Source organism: Paraburkholderia sp. DD10 (genome assembly GCF_049177125.1).
Taxonomy (GTDB): domain Bacteria; phylum Pseudomonadota; class Gammaproteobacteria; order Burkholderiales; family Burkholderiaceae; genus Paraburkholderia; species Paraburkholderia terricola.
Genome location: NZ_CP185392.1, coordinates 170,115 through 187,186, shown reverse-complemented (window position 1 = coordinate 187,186; position 17,072 = coordinate 170,115). Strand labels below are relative to the sequence as shown.

Here is a 17,072-nt window from a genome sequence, read left to right as displayed (position 1 = left end):
TGCTGAGTGAAAAATTCTCCTCGCTACCAACCTTTCAATTTACGTGTTGAGCGGTTTGGGGGCCGGGCCGAAAGGCGCCAAATGCGGTGCGGCCGAAGTGCCGAAGGCCTCTTATCAATTGACTGCCGGTGGGAATTCGACAGCGGGGCCTTCCGGCACCCCGCGTCGGACCTTTCCATCGCGGATTTCAGGCCACGGCGATGGTCAAGTCTGCCTCGTCCGTTGCTTCTTCCGATTCGTAGTCTTCGCCTTCTTCACGAGCGTCACCCGTGTAGGCCCGCTTGCCCATCGCATCTTCAATCAACCCGAGCAATTGAGTTTGCCGGTCAGCCATGAAAGGCTCGAACGAGTCGGTACGTAGAAGCTCCGGGTTAATCAGATGGGAGCGAAGGTGTTCGTCGATGCGTGCGGCGCTAATCGACGGACTGGTCGAGTTTCCGGCCTCGAGCCTCCCAAGATACTGGGACGGAGCAACTCCGCCAATGATGCGATTCGTGCGGTACGACAATGGCGTCTTATTAATAATCGAATCGAAGACGGCTGGCTTGATGCCTTGGGATTTGCACCAGTCTTGGGGGAAGATGTGGTGGATGTCAACATTCTCCCCAAAAAACACGATGTGGTCGAACTTCTGACCGGAACGAAAATCCTCCGCGCCCTTCTTCATCAGGAGCGCGTTCACCCCCTTGTACGCGGCTGACAAGCGCATGCGCATTGTCTTTAGCCGGTCGGCGCGGAACGTAGTCTCACTGACCGTCGTCGGCTCGGGTCCTCCATTGAGCCAGGCTGGCACTTCTAGGAAGTCACGAGAGAAGCGTGAATCAACCGCCGAGCCATACAGCTCGCCAAAGACGCCGTTCCAATACCACTGAACCAGTTTCGCACGGATGGTGTCGTGCTCCCATGCGCTTCCGATATCTGCCAAGATGGCCGCGAGCGGAACAATTTGCGACTGGTACGGAAGGTCAAACAGGCGATAGATATGCAGCATGTGCAGGAACTTCGCTGCGTGAACGAACCCAGTCTCGACCTGCGCTTCGTATTTCTTGTATGCGTCGAGCGGCAAGCTCAAAAGCGCCTGACGATTGCCGCTGACTGCAGGGAGGTCTTTCCCGGACTTGCCGGCCCTCTCAGCCTCTCTACGTTTCTCGCGTGTGTAGAACAATGAGATGGCCTGGAGGAAGTCGGTGTTGGTGACGTTGGCGATGATGCCTGATGTCGCACCGGCTGGACGGAGAGTCTCCGCGAAGCGACTCTGCCGACCCTTCTCCTTGTCCTTGCCGAACCAATCCCTCCTGAGTTCGTGTCCGTCAGCAGCGTACATCGCAGTGACAAGCTCAAACGCGTCGAGCGGCTTTCCGCCTGTGTTCACTTTCTCGAACACGACGCACACTGCTTCCTTGGAGGTTGACCTGTCGAGCGCGATTACAGGAACACGGTACTGTTTGAAGTTTTCCAGAATTGTCTGTTTGAACGCACGAAACAACGCCTTCTGGGTGTCGGCGTTTGCGTCGTTTTTCCAGTGGTCGTCGAAACCGTCTTGCCAAGAATCCCAGTCAAAGACTTGAGAAACCGGATACATGAGAGTTTCGTACTCTCGATATGGCGTCGTCAGGTCGAGAACCTCAGAGCGACCGAAGTCCTTGCGAATCACCCGGTCTTCCGGAACGCCGACAATTGCGTCTTCCCGGTCGCACGACGGGTCCATCGCTTTGGCGATGTCGATGTAAAACCAACGTTTAACTTTCTTGTTCTTAGGTGTCACTGTCTCCACGACTTTACCGCGCAGTGTGACTTGATAGAGCGACGTCATGCGCTGCTGGCCGTCAAGCAATAGGGAGCGTGGTCGAGCCGGTTTTGCCTCATCGGGCGCCCCTTCAACCGGCCGCGGTTTGAACTCAATGTCGCCCCCGGTTTCTAATGTCATCAGGGCTCCGACAGGGAATGCGCGTGAAATTGAAGCGATTAGGCTCTTGATGCGGTCCTCGTCCCAGACCCAACTGCGCTGAAAGTCGGGAAGTTGCAAGGCGCCATCGTGGCAATCGTCGAGGAGTTCCCGGAGGAAAATCGGATTCGTTTGGAATGCGGACCTGGCCATAGTCGTTTTGGTCTTCCGTTGTTATCGCGTTAGGTAGCCGGAGTGTATCTGGGCGTAAAATTTCTTGCACCGACTTACTACCGACTTGTCATTGCTGGACAGCACGATTAGTTTCGGTTAATTCGTGCTCCAATTATCGGTTAAGGCGCTTGTCGATTTTGCTTGCCAGCACCGTCGGAGCTGGCGCGAAGCGAAACTTATGGTCAGTCTGGCGGTCGTATTCTCTTCGCGGACGGCACAGAGAGTCGACTTGGCTCAACAACTTAGCTGCCCGCGTATTTGCTATAGGTTGCGACCGTCCAGAAGCAGCCACTCCACCGCCCCGGCGGGATAGTCCTCCGGCCACCACCCTCTTGCCAGCAATCCCACCGCTTCCCTCATCCGCAACTCGGCCGCTGAGCCGTCGATTCCTGCCGCTGTGCCATCTGTCCTCATTGATTCCAAGACGCTTTGTGCGCAGGCCATCCGGTCGAGCGCACGTCGCAGGCGCTCACGCATCTCTCCTCGCAGGCCGAGTTCTCGCGAAACGACCTCGACGTCGTTCCCAGCGCCTGATATCAAAAGGTCTAGTAGTTGCCGCTGGCGTGGTGCCCGGGCTGAGTTGGGCAGGTCTGCAGCGTTGCTGTTGAGGGGTAGCGAGTCCATCCGCTGTGTAGCGGAACGCTTTATCCGACTGAGCGAAGGAGTGAGGGAGGTTATCAGCCCTTGGGCGGCTCGTGCCCATCTGCTGGCAAGCCATCTCGACCAATAATCCTCGGTCTGGCCAGATAGGAAGGTCTTCGCCGCAGCCTGCTGCTTCGACTTATATTCGAGCACATCGGACTTTTTAAGCATTCCATCCGTCGCAGTCAGGGTTTTATCCGCGATGAGTTTTGCAATGTGCGGGCGGGCAACGAAGAGCAACTGCGCCGCCTCTTCAAACATGATGACTTCTTCCGGCATGCTGGTCAGGCTCCGCGACCAAAGGATGGTGTAACCCAGCTCTTGAGTAGTGTAACGCTGCCGCTTTCCTTGGCAGCAACTCTACCGTTTCCCCAATGCGCATCCGCAGCGCTTTGCCATCACTTGCACCGAATTTTTCTGCCCTCATTGGCCCAAAAACCGATTGCGCGCAACCAACCCGGTCCATCGCCCGGTGTAAGCGCACGAAGCTGGCGTCAGAAATCCCAGCGTCTCGTGCCGCTACGCCCGTGTCGTTGGCGACGTCGGTCAGCAGAACCGATAGCCGTTCAATCGCACGACTCTCTATGTCAGTGGGCGCTAACTTGTTTGCTGACGCATGCGGGTCGGTAACCGGATTCGCGCATTGACCGGAATCGGCTACGAGACTATTTCTTCCTGACCGTTCAAGGCTCACCCACTGCGACGCCGTGCGTCGCAGTCCGCTCCCCTCCTGTCCGTAGCGGGCGCTCTGGCCGAAAGCCAGCTTGACAGGCGGCGACTGCAATAACTAGGTTGGTCTATACGGAATCGTGGACGACACGAGTTTCGGCACGAGGACTCCTCGTCCAATACGCTCCAGCATACGTGCCACCGATAGTCGGTGAATATCAGCAGCAGAGGTTGGTCCAAGAATAATCTTGTGAACAATCTTGTCGATTAGCACCGTCTCGTCCGTCACTCCCTTGAGAGGTGCGATGTCAAACTTCAACTTCGGCTCAGCACCGCGCGGACCAATGTGATAGTCGAGCATCTTGGACAACAATCCCTCTTGGTCGCGATGCTGCATATAGACGATTCGCCACTCCTGCTCCTCATGGAAGCCGGTATGTTTTGTGTACAACGTGAAAATCAACAACCTCTCAAACAAAGTCCAAGCAGCGAATCGTATTTCCTCGTCCGGAACGTGAATTGCTTTCAGCAACTCGCAGAAGACCGAGATGATTCCGTCTATCCGTTCAATCCGCTCATCGCGGCTCGCGTACTCGACTTTACCGATTATGAGAGGTGAATCACCGACCTCGTTTAGCTCACTAGTGTCGAAAACAATGCATGCGCCATTTCCGTTGGCGCCATAACCACGCCACATTGACAGCAGACCGTCATTGTCTTCGTGCTCGTGTTGCGCAAAGCAGGCGATATATACATCGAATGCGCCCTCCCGTGCGAACCCGTCAAAAAAATTCTCCAGGAGGTTTTTGAAGTCGTTGTATCGCGTCTGTGAACCTAGCGCCCTTTTCAGCTCCTCGTTACTGCGAAATCGCTCACGGCCGGCCAGCATGCCGAACCGAAGCTCTTCGAGGTCGTTCATCAGCAGCGGGTTCGAAAACCAGATTTGCCGATATTTCGGTATCGACTCCAGGGTGGATGTCGAGCAATAGTGGGAAATAAGTGGCTTAGTTGTGGGAAAATTCTCGCCTCTCACAGTCCGCTCGAATAGGCGCGAACGTATGTCCCGCAGTCCGGCTTCACTCATCGTTGACCCTTATAATGTTGCAATCGCTCTTCGTCGACCGCGATTTCGTGATAGATGTTGCGCTCAATCGCCAGATTCATCGCTGCACCGTGCCCAATGGACCAGACGTGTCGAGTGCACTCGATGCCATGCGGTCTCGGCATACGCAGAGTATGTAGCAAGCCGGGAAATCCCCTTCTTCGAATAGTCCGCACAGAAAGACACCACCTACTCTTGGTCGCTCGGCTGAGATACAACTTTTTCAGGCGCTGCAGTCTCGGTATCCGACTTATTCTCTACCTTCTGGTTCGTCTAGTTCGACTGGGGCTTCTGTGTTTGCGCAGTCTCTTTTCGTGTTCGTGACTGGTCGATGCCTACATGGCTTGCGCACGTGTACCGTCGTCCAATGCAACCACGCTTAACGTCCTATCCTGCGCTTCGCCGCCTGCACGTCAAGTTCGTCCGCCATCTGTTTCCACGAGGTCGCTATGCGCCGGCATAGTTGCTTCGCTCGTTGCCATCGTTCAGGCAGTATCCGCGCGCGCAGAAGCCACTCTCCCGAGAGCGCGTGTTCCTGTTCTCCGCCATCAAATACTCCGCGTGTAGTTACTCCGCGACTATTGACAACCTCCATGGCCAGTCCACTTTCTATATCTCGCGAACCTAACTTCTCGAGTACACCCGCTACTGCGTCACCGGGCCAACGACCATCTTTCTCAGCCGGCGTATGTAAGAGTACGGCTCCGATATATTGGTCAGCGACTGCAGTCCGGTCCAATTCTTCTGCAAGCTTTCGCGCCTTCAGAATCCACTCCATCAATGGCCCCTCGCGCATCACGCCTGACTGACTCAGGCCCGGTGGCGTACGCCACGCCCGAAGCACACGCCAAGCGACAATTGCCCTCGCCTGGTCTGACGAACTGACGCCGTCAGGCGCTTGCTGTTCGTTGACACTTTTTGCCGGAGCGTAAGCTACGCAAATGACATCGATGAAAGCATCGGGCCTTTCGGCCATTGTCCGATGAAAGGACAATTGCTCGCCGTCGCGAAGCTCGGCCAACAATACTGGCAGACAACGCAGCTCGATATCCTCTATCTCTCCATGTAAGACACCATCCTGCTCTTTCAACCAACTTATTGCTTCTTTAACGTTATAGCCCAATAGAGGTATCAACTTCGATTGTTCCGACAAGTCTGCAACTGCGGCTTTCATCACATTCATTGCGACGGCACTGCTTAGCAGCTTGATGCTCTGATTGACTAGGTCAAGTCCGCGGCCGTGCGCGACGAACTCTGTCGCGATTCTGTCATTCAGCTCTTGGTCCGAAGAACGGAGGTATGGGCTGCGAGTTTCCCAGTAGCGGGTCACTGCGGCGGGCGATACTTTGTCTAGAGTCTCGAGTAGCGCTCGACTGTCAGCGAAGTCAGCCAAACAAAGTCCGAGAGCCCAATCTGGCCACTTTCTGGATGTAGCGGCCTTCAAGAGTTCCATCGTCCAAATGTCACCTGCAATATTGGAGCGGGAGGCACATAAAACGGGAATGCCTCGCAAATCACGAGCCGAACGCCGTTCGAACCATCGGTCAATCAGAGTAAGCAGCTGCTCAGTGTCGTCCATACTCGCTGCGGCTTGCTGCGCAACCAGGTGTGGCTGGCGTACCTTACCGAAGAGGTCGTCGACCGAACCGACTCCGCCGTTCATGACCTTACGAAGTGCTTGGTCGCGCAAGGCGTTCGCTCTTTCTAGCGCTGCAGAAACATCGGTATCGACGTCTGGAAGGTCAGGAAGATATTCGTCAAAAAGCCATTGGACCTCATCCACAGCCGACTTCGACTGGAATCCGCGCCCCACCTCCTCAAGCGAGTCCACTTCATTCGCTGGCATCGCCCAGACAGCATTCGAAAATCGCCGATGCTTGCCGACCAGTTGCCGTATTTCATTCCAGATAGCGTCCTTCGTTGCAGAAGGCAAAAGAGGGTCGTTTGCGGTCTCCGTCAGCTGTTGCCGCAGGATGTCGCGATGCTCCAGCGCGAACATCGGATAACTCTCAACGAGATTCAGTTGCCGCACAGTGTCACCATTGCTCATCTCGAGTGCAAATGTCACGTATGCAAAAAGCGCTTCCCGGATGGCCGCATCATTCAGTGGCAAGCGCGTTGAACGTCCAAAGTCCTTCCAAACCGGTTCGCGGCTTGAAAAATGAGTGTCGTATGCTTTGGGCAGAATCGCGCAAGCAAGTTTCCAAGCGACCGACGGATACTCATTCGCGAGTAGACGCAGAACGTCGAGACGCTGTGACAGGGTTGCACTTGTACCCGGACTCCAAGCCAGAAAAATCGCACGGAGACTATTTGACGGTCTGTTGATGACTTTGCCGTCGTCTTCAAATTGGACCAGACGCGCAAGCAATGTGGCAACGCGAGCTAGATAGGACGGCTCCCACGCGAGACATTCGAGCGATGCCAAGAGCCCAGTGTGAAGGATTGGGCCAAAGAATCCCTTGTCCTCGAACAGCGGTTTCAGTGCCGATGAATAGCCCTGGAGGGCTTGCTCCAGGGCTTCAACAAAAGGGATAGGAGCAGCCTCGGCCATGGTGGGCAGATTAGACGAGAGCGCCGCAAAGAATCGAGGCTCATCTCGAAAACGCGCAATTTTCTCGACGACACGGTCGACAAAAGCTTGGCATCCACCATATTCGTAGGCGACATGTTGCGAATCCAAGACCTCCTTGAAGGCCGAGATTCTCAGTATCGTCTCCAGAAGACCTTCTCGAAGCCAATCCGAATGGTCTTGCACCATCGCCGAAGTCGGATACTTTAGAGACCCGTCCCATCCGGAAACAATGTCGGGGTCCATCTGTGCAAAAACAGTCTCGATACACTTCTCTAGCGTTCTGAGCAGCGCCTGTGGAATCCTCTTCGCAGATAAGGCGAAAGCGACCGTCGGCGCGACGACTGACAGTACGCTATCAACCCGCTCGACGAACGGTGGGTCGCTACGCATGTGCTCGCAGACTCCTTGAACGAAGATATCGTAGTCGACACCACTCAGCGCCTGAAGAATCTCCCGGTCCTCTTGAGCACGCTCATCCCATCCAGAGGCCAATACTGCGGGGAGCGTCCTCGAGAGATGCGTAGCATCGCACCATGAAGGGAGATTGCCGAGTGCATTTCCCTCAAGCCGGTTCCACACAGACCAGACAGAGACGCTAGCGCCACATGCACGCGCCTCTTGCTCTGCACGTTCGGCGTCCATTCCCATCGATTCTTGAAGTGCATGCGCGAAGTCTCGTCGCAGCGCTCGCTTGATTATTGTCGGCTTATGACTCGGCGCCGCGTAACCAATCGCGCTAATGACGTAATGCCCTTTGCTCACCAGCGCGTTCATTGCCTCGTTCGCGGGCGGTAGCAGCACCGTCACCGGGACTTGAGACTCTGACACTGGTTGCAACGCTAACCTCTCTGCTGCCTCAAGCGTCGAGACAACGAGGCAATTGTCCAACACATTTTGTACGCCCGCGCGGTCACTACTTTGCTCCAAATATGCGTACAGATATGCTGCCGTTTCCGAAGCAGAGTCGGTGAGTAGAGTGACCCTTCCACTCCTAACCGGCTTAAACTGTTCGTCCATTACGCTGCTAGGCCTTCCAGCCGTCAGCAGCTGGACGGATATCGGCGGCAAGTGTTTGCTTGACCAAGTCGTCCAAAACGACGTCAGCGACACGCCGTATACGCCTAAGCCAATCTCCAGGTGTTCGGCGCACCATGCCTCTACCGCCGGACACTTCTCAATCCACTGCGCCAGAGCTGGGGCGTCAATAATCCGTACGTTTCCCCAAGGATTGCCTCGCAGCTTCGAAATTTCCTCCTCTAGCTTTTGAACGCTCTTCAACTTCCTCAACGTAACGGCCACGTAGACTGTTCGCTCTTTACTCCATCCCGGAGGTACGTCCCTTTTGAATGACTTTTTCACGTCCGCGAGTATCTTGCTTCGCGTCGCATTCTGGGTGCTCAGTTCCCAAAGCGAGTAGAACGCCGGCTCCCCTAGGGTCTCCTTGAGCTGAACGTGGCCATCCCACCCGGGGAGGTTATTAGCGGTACCTGAATGGAAGCCCATCGTTGCGAGCCGATTAGGAACCCAGCAATGCACTAATCGGCGAATAAGTTCGCCTATAAGTGTGGGCCCTTGCTCAGAGGTGGCGAAGCGCTCAAGGTGCTCAGTTTTGACTGTCGACATCAGCGTTGAATTCTCTGGTTAAAAGGGAGTGGGATATCGTTGTGACGGAACCGGTGATGGAAGTGCACCGTTTTCGCGCGTTCGATTCACCAAATCACTTGTTCGTTATCTGCTGCCGAGTACCGCGCGCTTTCGCCGTTGGAGGGCCGACCGCAATTCGTTGAAAACTCTGATGAGGCCATTCGCGACGCGTGCCGCCATCATTCGCTACTATCAGTTACCAAGTCCATCTGCAACACGGTCAGCGGTTCCATGAACTTCTCGAGCTCCTTCTGCTGCGAAACTAGGAACGGCGCGTCTTTTACACGACTGTGCAGGTTCAGCAGCCTCTTTTCCGCCCTGACCAAGATGGTGTCGTAGAGCAACGGGGAAATCTTTACTTCGTCCCCATGCTTGGTAGGTTCGTTCTCACCTTCTTCAATCTTGTCACCGAGAACAAAACCATCGACCTTCGTGAACTTCTTGATATAGCCGCGTGACCGCAACTCCTTCACGTACTTCCAGACCTGGTCTCTCTCCTTGCTTCCAAGAGGCAAACCGGTTGTCTTCAGGTCGATGATGACCAGGTGGTCAACCCCGTCCTCATCGTGATTCTCGTCATAGGACGGACGGGAGTAAAAGCCAACACTGGCGTCCGGGAGAGCTACGAAGTCCGGTCGATTGCGACTTCCTTTTCCCGCGACGTCTTTGAATATCGTCTTGATGACCTGCGTCATCCCGACATTCGACGTAAAATCAATGGACTCGAACTGTGCGCCGAACATCCAGAGACCGCGCTCGAACAGCGGCTGCAGTTCGTGAACCTCGTCGATGCCTACCGTCTTAAGTTTGGTGCGTAATTCGCCGATGAGCTTTAGTCGATTCTGAATTTCATCCAAGACGAGCTTCGCCATGCTGACGCTCCACTCCGTCAAGATTTCGTGCAGGCTGTCATAGTCGCTCGGGTCGCACTTCTGCAGGACGTCGAGCAGCCCATAGCGGGACTTTGACTTTTCGAGCTTGGTCAGAATCGTCGTAAGCTGGACAAGCTCGTTCTCGCCGAAATTCGGGCACGTCTCGACCACTTCTTCGATGAAAGACGAGACGCGGTCCTTGCTTACAGGAGATAGGGCGTTGATGGCATTACCGACCCGCTCGATAACTGCACTCTTAGTTGCCTCACGCTCACTTCTACTCGCCTCATGGATTATGTTTCGGATTCGGTCTTGAACCGCTTCGCGAGTCCTCAACCAAGCCGGATTGTCCTCATCGAAACCGCTCCAGTCTTCAGTCACCGCATCGTGGTCGTTCAAGAAGTCCGCCTGGACGATGAATGTGTAGCGCTTCGCCTCGGAAGTACGGCCGTCAAGCACACGCTCGTAGTCGCTCGGACTCCAGCTACACTGGCCAACCGCACGGCCCCGCACCCACCAAGCGATACCGTGCTGCTTCGTCGTCTTGTCGGCTTTTTTTGTATCGATGTGCAAGATTCGAACGATTCCGAGGTCCTCTACGTTGAACTCTTCTTGCGACAGGTAGGTCGGGATGTCATTAAAGCTTATCTGCTTTGAGTCGATGGACACCTTGAACGCGGGGTTTGCGAGAAATCGGCTGCCGATAATCTCCCGGGCCTTCTCATCCGTGAAGAGAAGTTGCGGGATGTCACCAACACCTTCAATTATCGTCCCGTGCCCCTCCACACCTTGAGCGGTAAAGGAGATTTCATCAAGAACGAGGGGCTTGGTGCTGGTTCGCCCGACGCGACAAACAAACTCCTGTCCATTCTTACGGGACCTGACAATATATTCAGAAGCGAAGCAGAATGAAGCAAACCTGCCCTTTCCGTTCTTCCCAAAAACCTCGCGCGGAAGGCCTGCGGTACCTTGGGGCGGCAAGGACTTTTTCCCTTGAGCCGCAATGCGGTTGTACGACCAAGTCCGCCAGATGTACTCAAACTCGTCGCGCGTCATACCGTTGCCATTGTCTTCAATCCTGAAGTGGCGTTCATTTCTCGCGCTTGGGAGAGTAATGCGAACTTCTGTGGCGTAGGCATCCCAACAGTTCGCGACCAGTTCAACAATGGCGGTCGGCGGGTCGGACACAATAGCCCCCGCGTAGTTGTTCAGAAACCGTTCGTCAAATAGCGGCTCTTGTTCCATCTGGTCCCCCGATACTCTTTTTGTGCGGCCGCTCAATTGATTGTAAATTCTCGGCCAGCACTCGCTAACGACCTCCCCGTGTCCATTGCCCACAGGGTCGCTTGTCCGTTGTATGTGCCTCATATTGTAGACCGGAACCGCCTTACCATTGCGGCCCGTGAACTGACGACGCAAGCGAGATTTTGCTGTCCAAACAGGCCATGCGCCCAGATATGCCGATTAGATATCCGCGCGGATTCACGTCGGAGCGATGCCCGACACGAGCGCCACCTCGCCCTCACTCGGGGCCGGGCATCGCTCCGGGCGGCGCCCATCTCTCGTCTTTCCGCCACAGCGTGATGAGGTCAAGCGGTGGGTCATTGCCTGGACGAGGCTGTTGCCGTCTAATTTGAAGCCGCCTTAGTCCTGACCGCACTGGGTTCGCCGGTCTGCTTGAACATGTCGTCCATCAAGCCCTGGACGACGCCGTCGGCATTTGGAAATTGATGCAACACGGAATTTTTCCAGTGCCCCGAAGCGACAAGGCCTCCGCTTGGCGCCTTGTAAAAGCGGATGTCCATCGACCGCAGGTACATGACGATGTCCCAGAACCAACTGTCGGTGTAGGTGACGTTCATGTCGGCTTTGTCGCACGCGGGCGCAAGCGACACGGACACGCCGTGGGTTTCCAGATTGCGTTGGATTGCTGCGTCCATATCCGCCGACCTGCCTCCAGCGCGGTAAAGCATGCGGTGGTCATCGGCGAGCCTTTCGCCTGCGGACCAGCAGTGACGCTTTGAGTTGTGGAGCATCCGGAAAGGTTGGCGAGCGCCAACACAGCGGCGGCAGTGAAGACGAGAGTGCGCATTTTTGTTTTTCCTGGTTAAATGCAAAGACGGCACTCTGAATATCGGCAGCTACGTCGCGAACTTGAGCAAGCGAGAGGAAGACCCCGCTCGCTGTTCGCCCGCTGCCTATGCGACTACGCGCTCACTGCAGTCCTGTTTTTTTGCGCAGCATTTCCACCTCAATTTCGCTAGGCACGCGCGGCGCAAATGTGCCCCGGCCGCTTTTATAGAAAAGCACTTTGCGCCAGAAAGTCCCGTTTTTGCCGCCAAGACTGCCGCGCGCAGCGCGGAAATACACTGTGGTACCCATTTTCACTGCTTCCAGCTCAACTTGCGTCAAGCCGCAGACTGTTCTATAGCTGGTCTCTGACCCATAACCGTTCTGCCAACCAGTCGTCGAAATAAGGTAGTCGGTTAGCCTTCGGCCGTCTTTTTCTGCGCAGGCGATTTCCATGATTTGCTTCTAAAGTTGATTGATGGTTTGCGTGCCTACAGCTAGAAACGAGGTGAGGATGAGTACCAGCCTGAGTCCATCGGTACCGATGTCACGACGGCACACAGCGCTCCGTCGCCGCAACGCCCGACCAAGGGTCTCTATTGTTAGGGTTTGGCGCTGGCGGGCAGCGCGTACCTTGGATAGCACTACAATTTATATTGCAGGCACTCTTATACGCAGATTTGCGATAGAACGGTGACATGCATTGTCGGGCCGGCCGGGTAGCCGCCCCCGGAGTAAATGAGACAGCCGACGGCATCTTCTATGGCTCAGTCATGGTTTCTCCAACCCCATGCCCTATCTCCTCTCGCGAACAGCGAATTCAATCGTGCGCTCAAGCCAACATATCGCCTCTCTCCGACTTGCCCAGTTCCATCCCGATGTGGCCATTGCCGAAAGTCGAGATGCCCGCTGGCGCTCCCGACGTTAGCGTTGCCGAACAAAGGCCTCACCATGCGCGGGACAGTAACGGTGAGGTATCATCGTCCTCATCACTCACCAAAGGACGCGAAATCTGATGTCGGTAGATTCCAGCTGGTTGGGCCAAATTGAACGCGAGAGTGGGCACTACTTCGGCGGAACGACCCGTCACTCGACATGGAAAGGTTCTTCCGGCACGTTGTATCAGCAAACAAGTTTGGTTCACTTGAATCTATCGCGGCTATTGCGAATGGCTTGCTCACAAGCCCGCTTCTGGGCGCGCCTTACCTCGGACGGCGTCTGCTTGAACGGGTTGGCCCTGGCCGCCATCCCTCCCTTCGGGTCGCGCTTGCACTGTCTTCTGTCACGGAGACAGGTGGGCCTGCGGATTACGAAGGCGGACACGTCATTCTGGGCGACGTGCTGAAAGGACGATACCGCGAGCGAGCCGCTGCGCGGCATGGCCGCAGCGGCTATTGCGGACAGTACGCGGCTTGGTCGCGGCATGGAGCTCGTCCTCGAGATTGCCAAGGGCATGTATGCCACGGCACTGGAGCTTGGACACCGGTCGGCCGCATATAACTTGCGGCTTGTACTGGGAGGGACACTGGGAGACGAGTGCTCCCGGCGACGTCGTCCCCGACAGTACGAAGGCGGCACAGGCGCGGTGGTTCGAACGCAAAATGTGCCGCCCGTCTGGACGCATTGCGGACACGGTCGAGGTAAGCCACGTCAATCGCACCCGCAAACGAAAAGCGAGCTCTATGTGCTCGCTTTCACGGTCGCTTAAGCAACCGCGGCTTCCGGCGCGGCCCCGCGCGACTGCCTAGATGGACTGGCCAATAAACCGTTAGCCGATGCCGAGCCAGAGCAATGTCACACGAGCTCGAGTACCCTAGCGCATGAGCTTTTGTTACCAACGCTGGCGCAGTTGCAGAGGCTTCTCGCGGCGTGGGGGCTCGAAGCCAGAGCGCGCGACAAGCACGCCGCAGGGCGGCAGGTCGCGAAACCGGAAGGCCATCGCAATGATGTCTTGGTTGCGCCGGCGCACCGACGAAACGCGCAGGGGCTTCGGGCCGATGGAATTATGCGGTGTTCGGTGAAACTTGACATGCAAATTGAATAGCGGGCTACGGCGCTAATCAAAGGGGCTGTACGAAGCGCGCAATGGCTGCGCATACGCCGGCAAATCTCTTGCCCCACAAACCTACGGGTGAGTTACGCCTCGGCAGGCTGCGGCTGACTATCAAAGACTCGCGTATCTCGGGCTCGACAGGTGGTGCAAACTTGCTGAACTCCGGACGACCGTCAGGGTTGAGACGTACCAACTCTAGCATCACTAGGTTCGCTAGAAGACCGGCCTCGGAGCCATTTGACAGCGATAGGTCGGCGGCGGCTCAGCATACATGGCGCCTTCGACGTAGAAGCGGTAGTCTCCATTCAGTCGATTTAATGTGTGCACCTCCCCACTCGCGACACCATTTCCGGGGTTGCGGTACGGTGTACTCCATCGTAAGTCAGTAGGCGAGACTTGCGCCCTGACACCGTTCACAGTCCTAGCATCCAAGTCGACCGACAAGCTCTCCGAGATTCGCTGGCCTCGCACCGTCGCATCGCACAAAAGTGCGAACTGACGCGGCGGGGCCATTTCGACCGGCTTCGGCGCCTCCGCAGCTTGCTTCCTGACCTCAAAACCTGCCGCCTTCACAATGGAGACGGCTTCATCAAGCGGGACTGGCCGCGGTCTACCCGCGACGCAGTCCTTGATGTCATTGAGATTGTGGTCGCAAGCGCTTAAAGCTAGTGCTGCCAGTGCGACAAGGACTATTGTTCTCTTCATTGTTCGTTTGCTTCCGAATGGACTTCGCCCATCAACGCTCGAACCGAACGGTCCTTCACTGGTGCCAACCACCCCGGCGCCCGTTGGCTCCAAGTAGCACCACTCTTGGGGTCACCGTAAAGCGCCGGCTACTGCCCGGGAAACGGGAGCGGGGCATCGGGACCGAATCGAATGCGGACTCGTGACATCTTGCGGGTGACGTTCCGACCGATTCGACGGGCCGTCACTGCGGACTACGATAAAGTCATCGACCGTTCAAACTATCAAATACTTCGACCGGTCCTTGACGTTAGCAAGCCAAGCTGGCGCTCTCCCGCGGCCGCTCCATGTCGCGCCACTCTTTGGGTCACGATAAAGCGCAGGCTGCGGACCGCGGACGTAATTGCCAGCAGCCTTCGCTTTGCTGACAGGAGCCGGCTTCGCCGTCACCGTGCCTCCGTCCACCAAGAACCTGTCGCGATTCTTTGCCGTCGCAATCCAACCGGGGGCGCGGCCACGGCCAGACCACGTAGCTCCGCTCTTTGGGTCGCGGTATTTCGCAGCGGCATCACGCGTCTTGTCGGCAGTCTTCGCTCCAACCTTCTTCTCACCTCGCTTGCCGCCAGCATGCCCATCAATATCCGCAGCCGTCAGGCCGTGTTCTGCCATCAGTTTGCGAATTTTCTCGATGACGCCCGATGACTGTTTCGCAATCAGAGCCTCGGCTTGCTGCTCAAGCTTTTTAATTTTTGCCTGCATAGATTCCAAAGTTGTCATTTTTTCTCTCCCTTTGAGATGTCCGCACTATGCCATGCGTATCAGCCGTCCGCTAGCTGTTGTCGATTACGTCTTGAGGAGCATTGGCGGAAGGTTCAAATAGCAGTACTGTCTTCAAGGGTCGACGCACGCAACGTCCCCAACTGGACGAGATAGTTTCGCAGGCGCTATGACTTGTGATGCATCCAAGTCGATGCTTTGCACGGCGCATTCCAGTCGTAGAAACCGCCATTCACGTTTGTCGCTCAAGGACCGCTACGTTGATGCCGTAATCAACGCTAGCCGGTCGCTCAGACCGCTAGAAAACAACAATCGAAATCGAGGACTTTGATGGCAACGATTAACGGATACATCCCGCAGGTCACCCCGCTTATGTTTGAAACCGAAGAAGGGCAGCGGATGGCCAGCGCTTGCATCGAGTACGGCGGTTGGGACCACATGAACAAAACGCTGACGCCAATCAAGCTTGCGGAACTGCTGGCAAGACCTCATAACCCGGGTCTGTCATGGGTGATGGATAGCCTCGCTGCCGTGGCTGAAGCCGGCCGACTGGATGCAGACAAATACATCGAGCAGATTTTTGCAGGCAAGGAAGATGTGCGCGCTTTCCGCCATGTCTTACGAGAAGCTGGCGGCGACCGGTGGCTCACAGACCGTCACCATAATGCTCTTCGGAAGCTAGGCAATGCCGAATGCGACGTGACCGCCTACGTCGGAATTACAGCGCTGTTTGACCCTGCTGAGTAAACTCGAGGTGTGCATGCAGGGTTGCCGGAGGGTGACCCTGCGCTCAAGCCATAGGAAGATAAACATCCTTAGCAAACACCAATCACCTTAAGCGCTCGCATGCATCATTGCCGATTCCGGCACCCGACGCTGGACTCGCGCGAGTGGTTTACCCCTCTTGTCCCTGCGTCAAACCCTGTCGCGTAGCCGTTTTCGTGAGTGCAGCCTCCTCTGGAGGGCTACAGGTCGCCGTTTTTGCGTTCCTTCTGCACAAAACCCCTTGTTTTATGGCCTCGCCCGTTGCGGATTCAAATGCGAATTGCTACGCTAGCGCCAGCCTGAGGATTTGGACCTTTGCGCATTGTCGGTGACTACGCAAAGGCAAGGGCCCCGGGCCAACCTTTGACCAATGACGAGGAATCTATGGCAACGAAAGCTGCAGCAAAGCCGGCTCCGAAGAAGGTGACGACCCCGGTCGAGAAAAAGGCGAAGGCGGCGACTCCTGCCACCAAGAAGGCGGTCGCTGCCACGCCGCTGAAGCCCATCAAGGATTCGTTCACGAAGGCTTCGCTTGCTACCCATCTTGCCGAGCGCGCAGGTGTCGAGCCGAAAGCGGCGAAGGCATTGATGGCCGCTCTGGAAGAAACAGTGCTCGCATCGGTCCACAAGAAGGGTGCGAAGGAGTTCACGCTGCCGGGTCTGCTGAAGGTTGTTGCTCAGGACGTGCCGGCAAAGAAGAAGCGCTTCGGCAAGGACCCGTTCACGGGCGAAGAAAAATGGTTTGCCGCGAAGCCCGCTTCGGTGCGTCTGAAAGTGCGCCCGCTGAAGAAGCTGAAGGACGCCGCGGTCTAAACCTGACCACCGGAAAGGGAGCCCCTCGCGACGGAAGTCTGAGGGGCTTTTTACTTTTTGTGCCTGGGGGCACGGCCAAAACATTCTGCAGATTCTTCGCAACGAGGCGTACATCGGCACCAATGTGTGGAATCCAACCCGAGACTGGGTATTTGCGGCTTGCTCAATGAGCGATATACGGATGGAAGCGCCCTGGTCGAGTTGCGCGCGGACCTTGTCACGGGTTGAGGGACCTATGAGTCAACGGGTCCCCTTGGCGTTACCTCTGGGAGAGGTCAAGGCTCTCC

The 17,072-nt window shown here is 56.2% G+C and carries 10 protein-coding genes; 2 read left to right on the top strand and 8 right to left on the bottom strand.

The genetic code is table 11. The features are described from left to right. Positions 1 to 187: 187 nt before the first annotated feature. The 8 genes from ACOCG7_RS00925 to ACOCG7_RS00890 all read right to left on the bottom strand — a co-directional run bounded on the left by ACOCG7_RS00925 (position 188) and on the right by ACOCG7_RS00890 (position 15,207). Positions 188 to 2,098, bottom strand: a complete 1,911-nt coding sequence (locus ACOCG7_RS00925; RefSeq protein WP_421376454.1) for a GmrSD restriction endonuclease domain-containing protein — start codon at positions 2,096 to 2,098, stop codon at positions 188 to 190. A gap of 282 nt (positions 2,099 to 2,380) precedes the next feature. Then, positions 2,381 to 3,040 (bottom strand): hypothetical protein, encoded by a 660-nt coding sequence (locus ACOCG7_RS00920; protein ID WP_421376452.1) that lies wholly within the window; start codon positions 3,038 to 3,040, stop codon positions 2,381 to 2,383. A 508-nt stretch (positions 3,041 to 3,548) separates the two neighbouring features. Next, complete coding sequence (locus ACOCG7_RS00915) at positions 3,549 to 4,349, bottom strand: DUF2971 domain-containing protein (RefSeq protein ID WP_421376450.1); 801 nt, start codon at positions 4,347 to 4,349, stop codon at positions 3,549 to 3,551. Between the two features lie 562 nt (positions 4,350 to 4,911). After that, positions 4,912 to 7,881 (bottom strand): hypothetical protein, encoded by a 2,970-nt coding sequence (locus ACOCG7_RS00910; RefSeq protein WP_421376448.1) that lies wholly within the window; start codon positions 7,879 to 7,881, stop codon positions 4,912 to 4,914. 1,049 nt (positions 7,882 to 8,930) lie between these two features. After that, positions 8,931 to 10,868 (bottom strand): ATP-binding protein, encoded by a 1,938-nt coding sequence (locus ACOCG7_RS00905; protein ID WP_421376446.1) that lies wholly within the window; start codon positions 10,866 to 10,868, stop codon positions 8,931 to 8,933. A gap of 383 nt (positions 10,869 to 11,251) precedes the next feature. Further along, on the bottom strand, positions 11,252 to 11,563 hold the full coding sequence (locus tag ACOCG7_RS00900) for a hypothetical protein (RefSeq protein WP_421376444.1): 312 nt from the start codon (positions 11,561 to 11,563) through the stop codon (positions 11,252 to 11,254). A 274-nt stretch (positions 11,564 to 11,837) separates the two neighbouring features. Further along, on the bottom strand, positions 11,838 to 12,149 hold the full coding sequence (locus ACOCG7_RS00895; RefSeq protein ID WP_421376442.1) for a hypothetical protein: 312 nt from the start codon (positions 12,147 to 12,149) through the stop codon (positions 11,838 to 11,840). A gap of 2,557 nt (positions 12,150 to 14,706) precedes the next feature. Then, entirely contained in the window at positions 14,707 to 15,207 is a 501-nt protein-coding gene (locus ACOCG7_RS00890) for an H-NS family nucleoid-associated regulatory protein (RefSeq protein ID WP_421376440.1), read from the bottom strand. Positions 15,208 to 15,537: 330 nt separating this feature from the next. Between ACOCG7_RS00890 and ACOCG7_RS00885 the strand changes: the two genes are divergently transcribed. Together ACOCG7_RS00885 and ACOCG7_RS00880 are read left to right on the top strand one after the other, a co-directional pair. After that, entirely contained in the window at positions 15,538 to 15,954 is a 417-nt protein-coding gene (locus tag ACOCG7_RS00885; RefSeq protein ID WP_421376438.1) for a hypothetical protein, read from the top strand. A gap of 402 nt (positions 15,955 to 16,356) precedes the next feature. Beyond that, positions 16,357 to 16,785: an HU family DNA-binding protein gene (locus ACOCG7_RS00880; RefSeq protein WP_421377663.1), complete on the top strand. Its 429-nt coding sequence runs from the start codon at positions 16,357 to 16,359 to the stop codon at positions 16,783 to 16,785. The last annotated feature ends 287 nt before the right edge of the window (positions 16,786 to 17,072 follow it).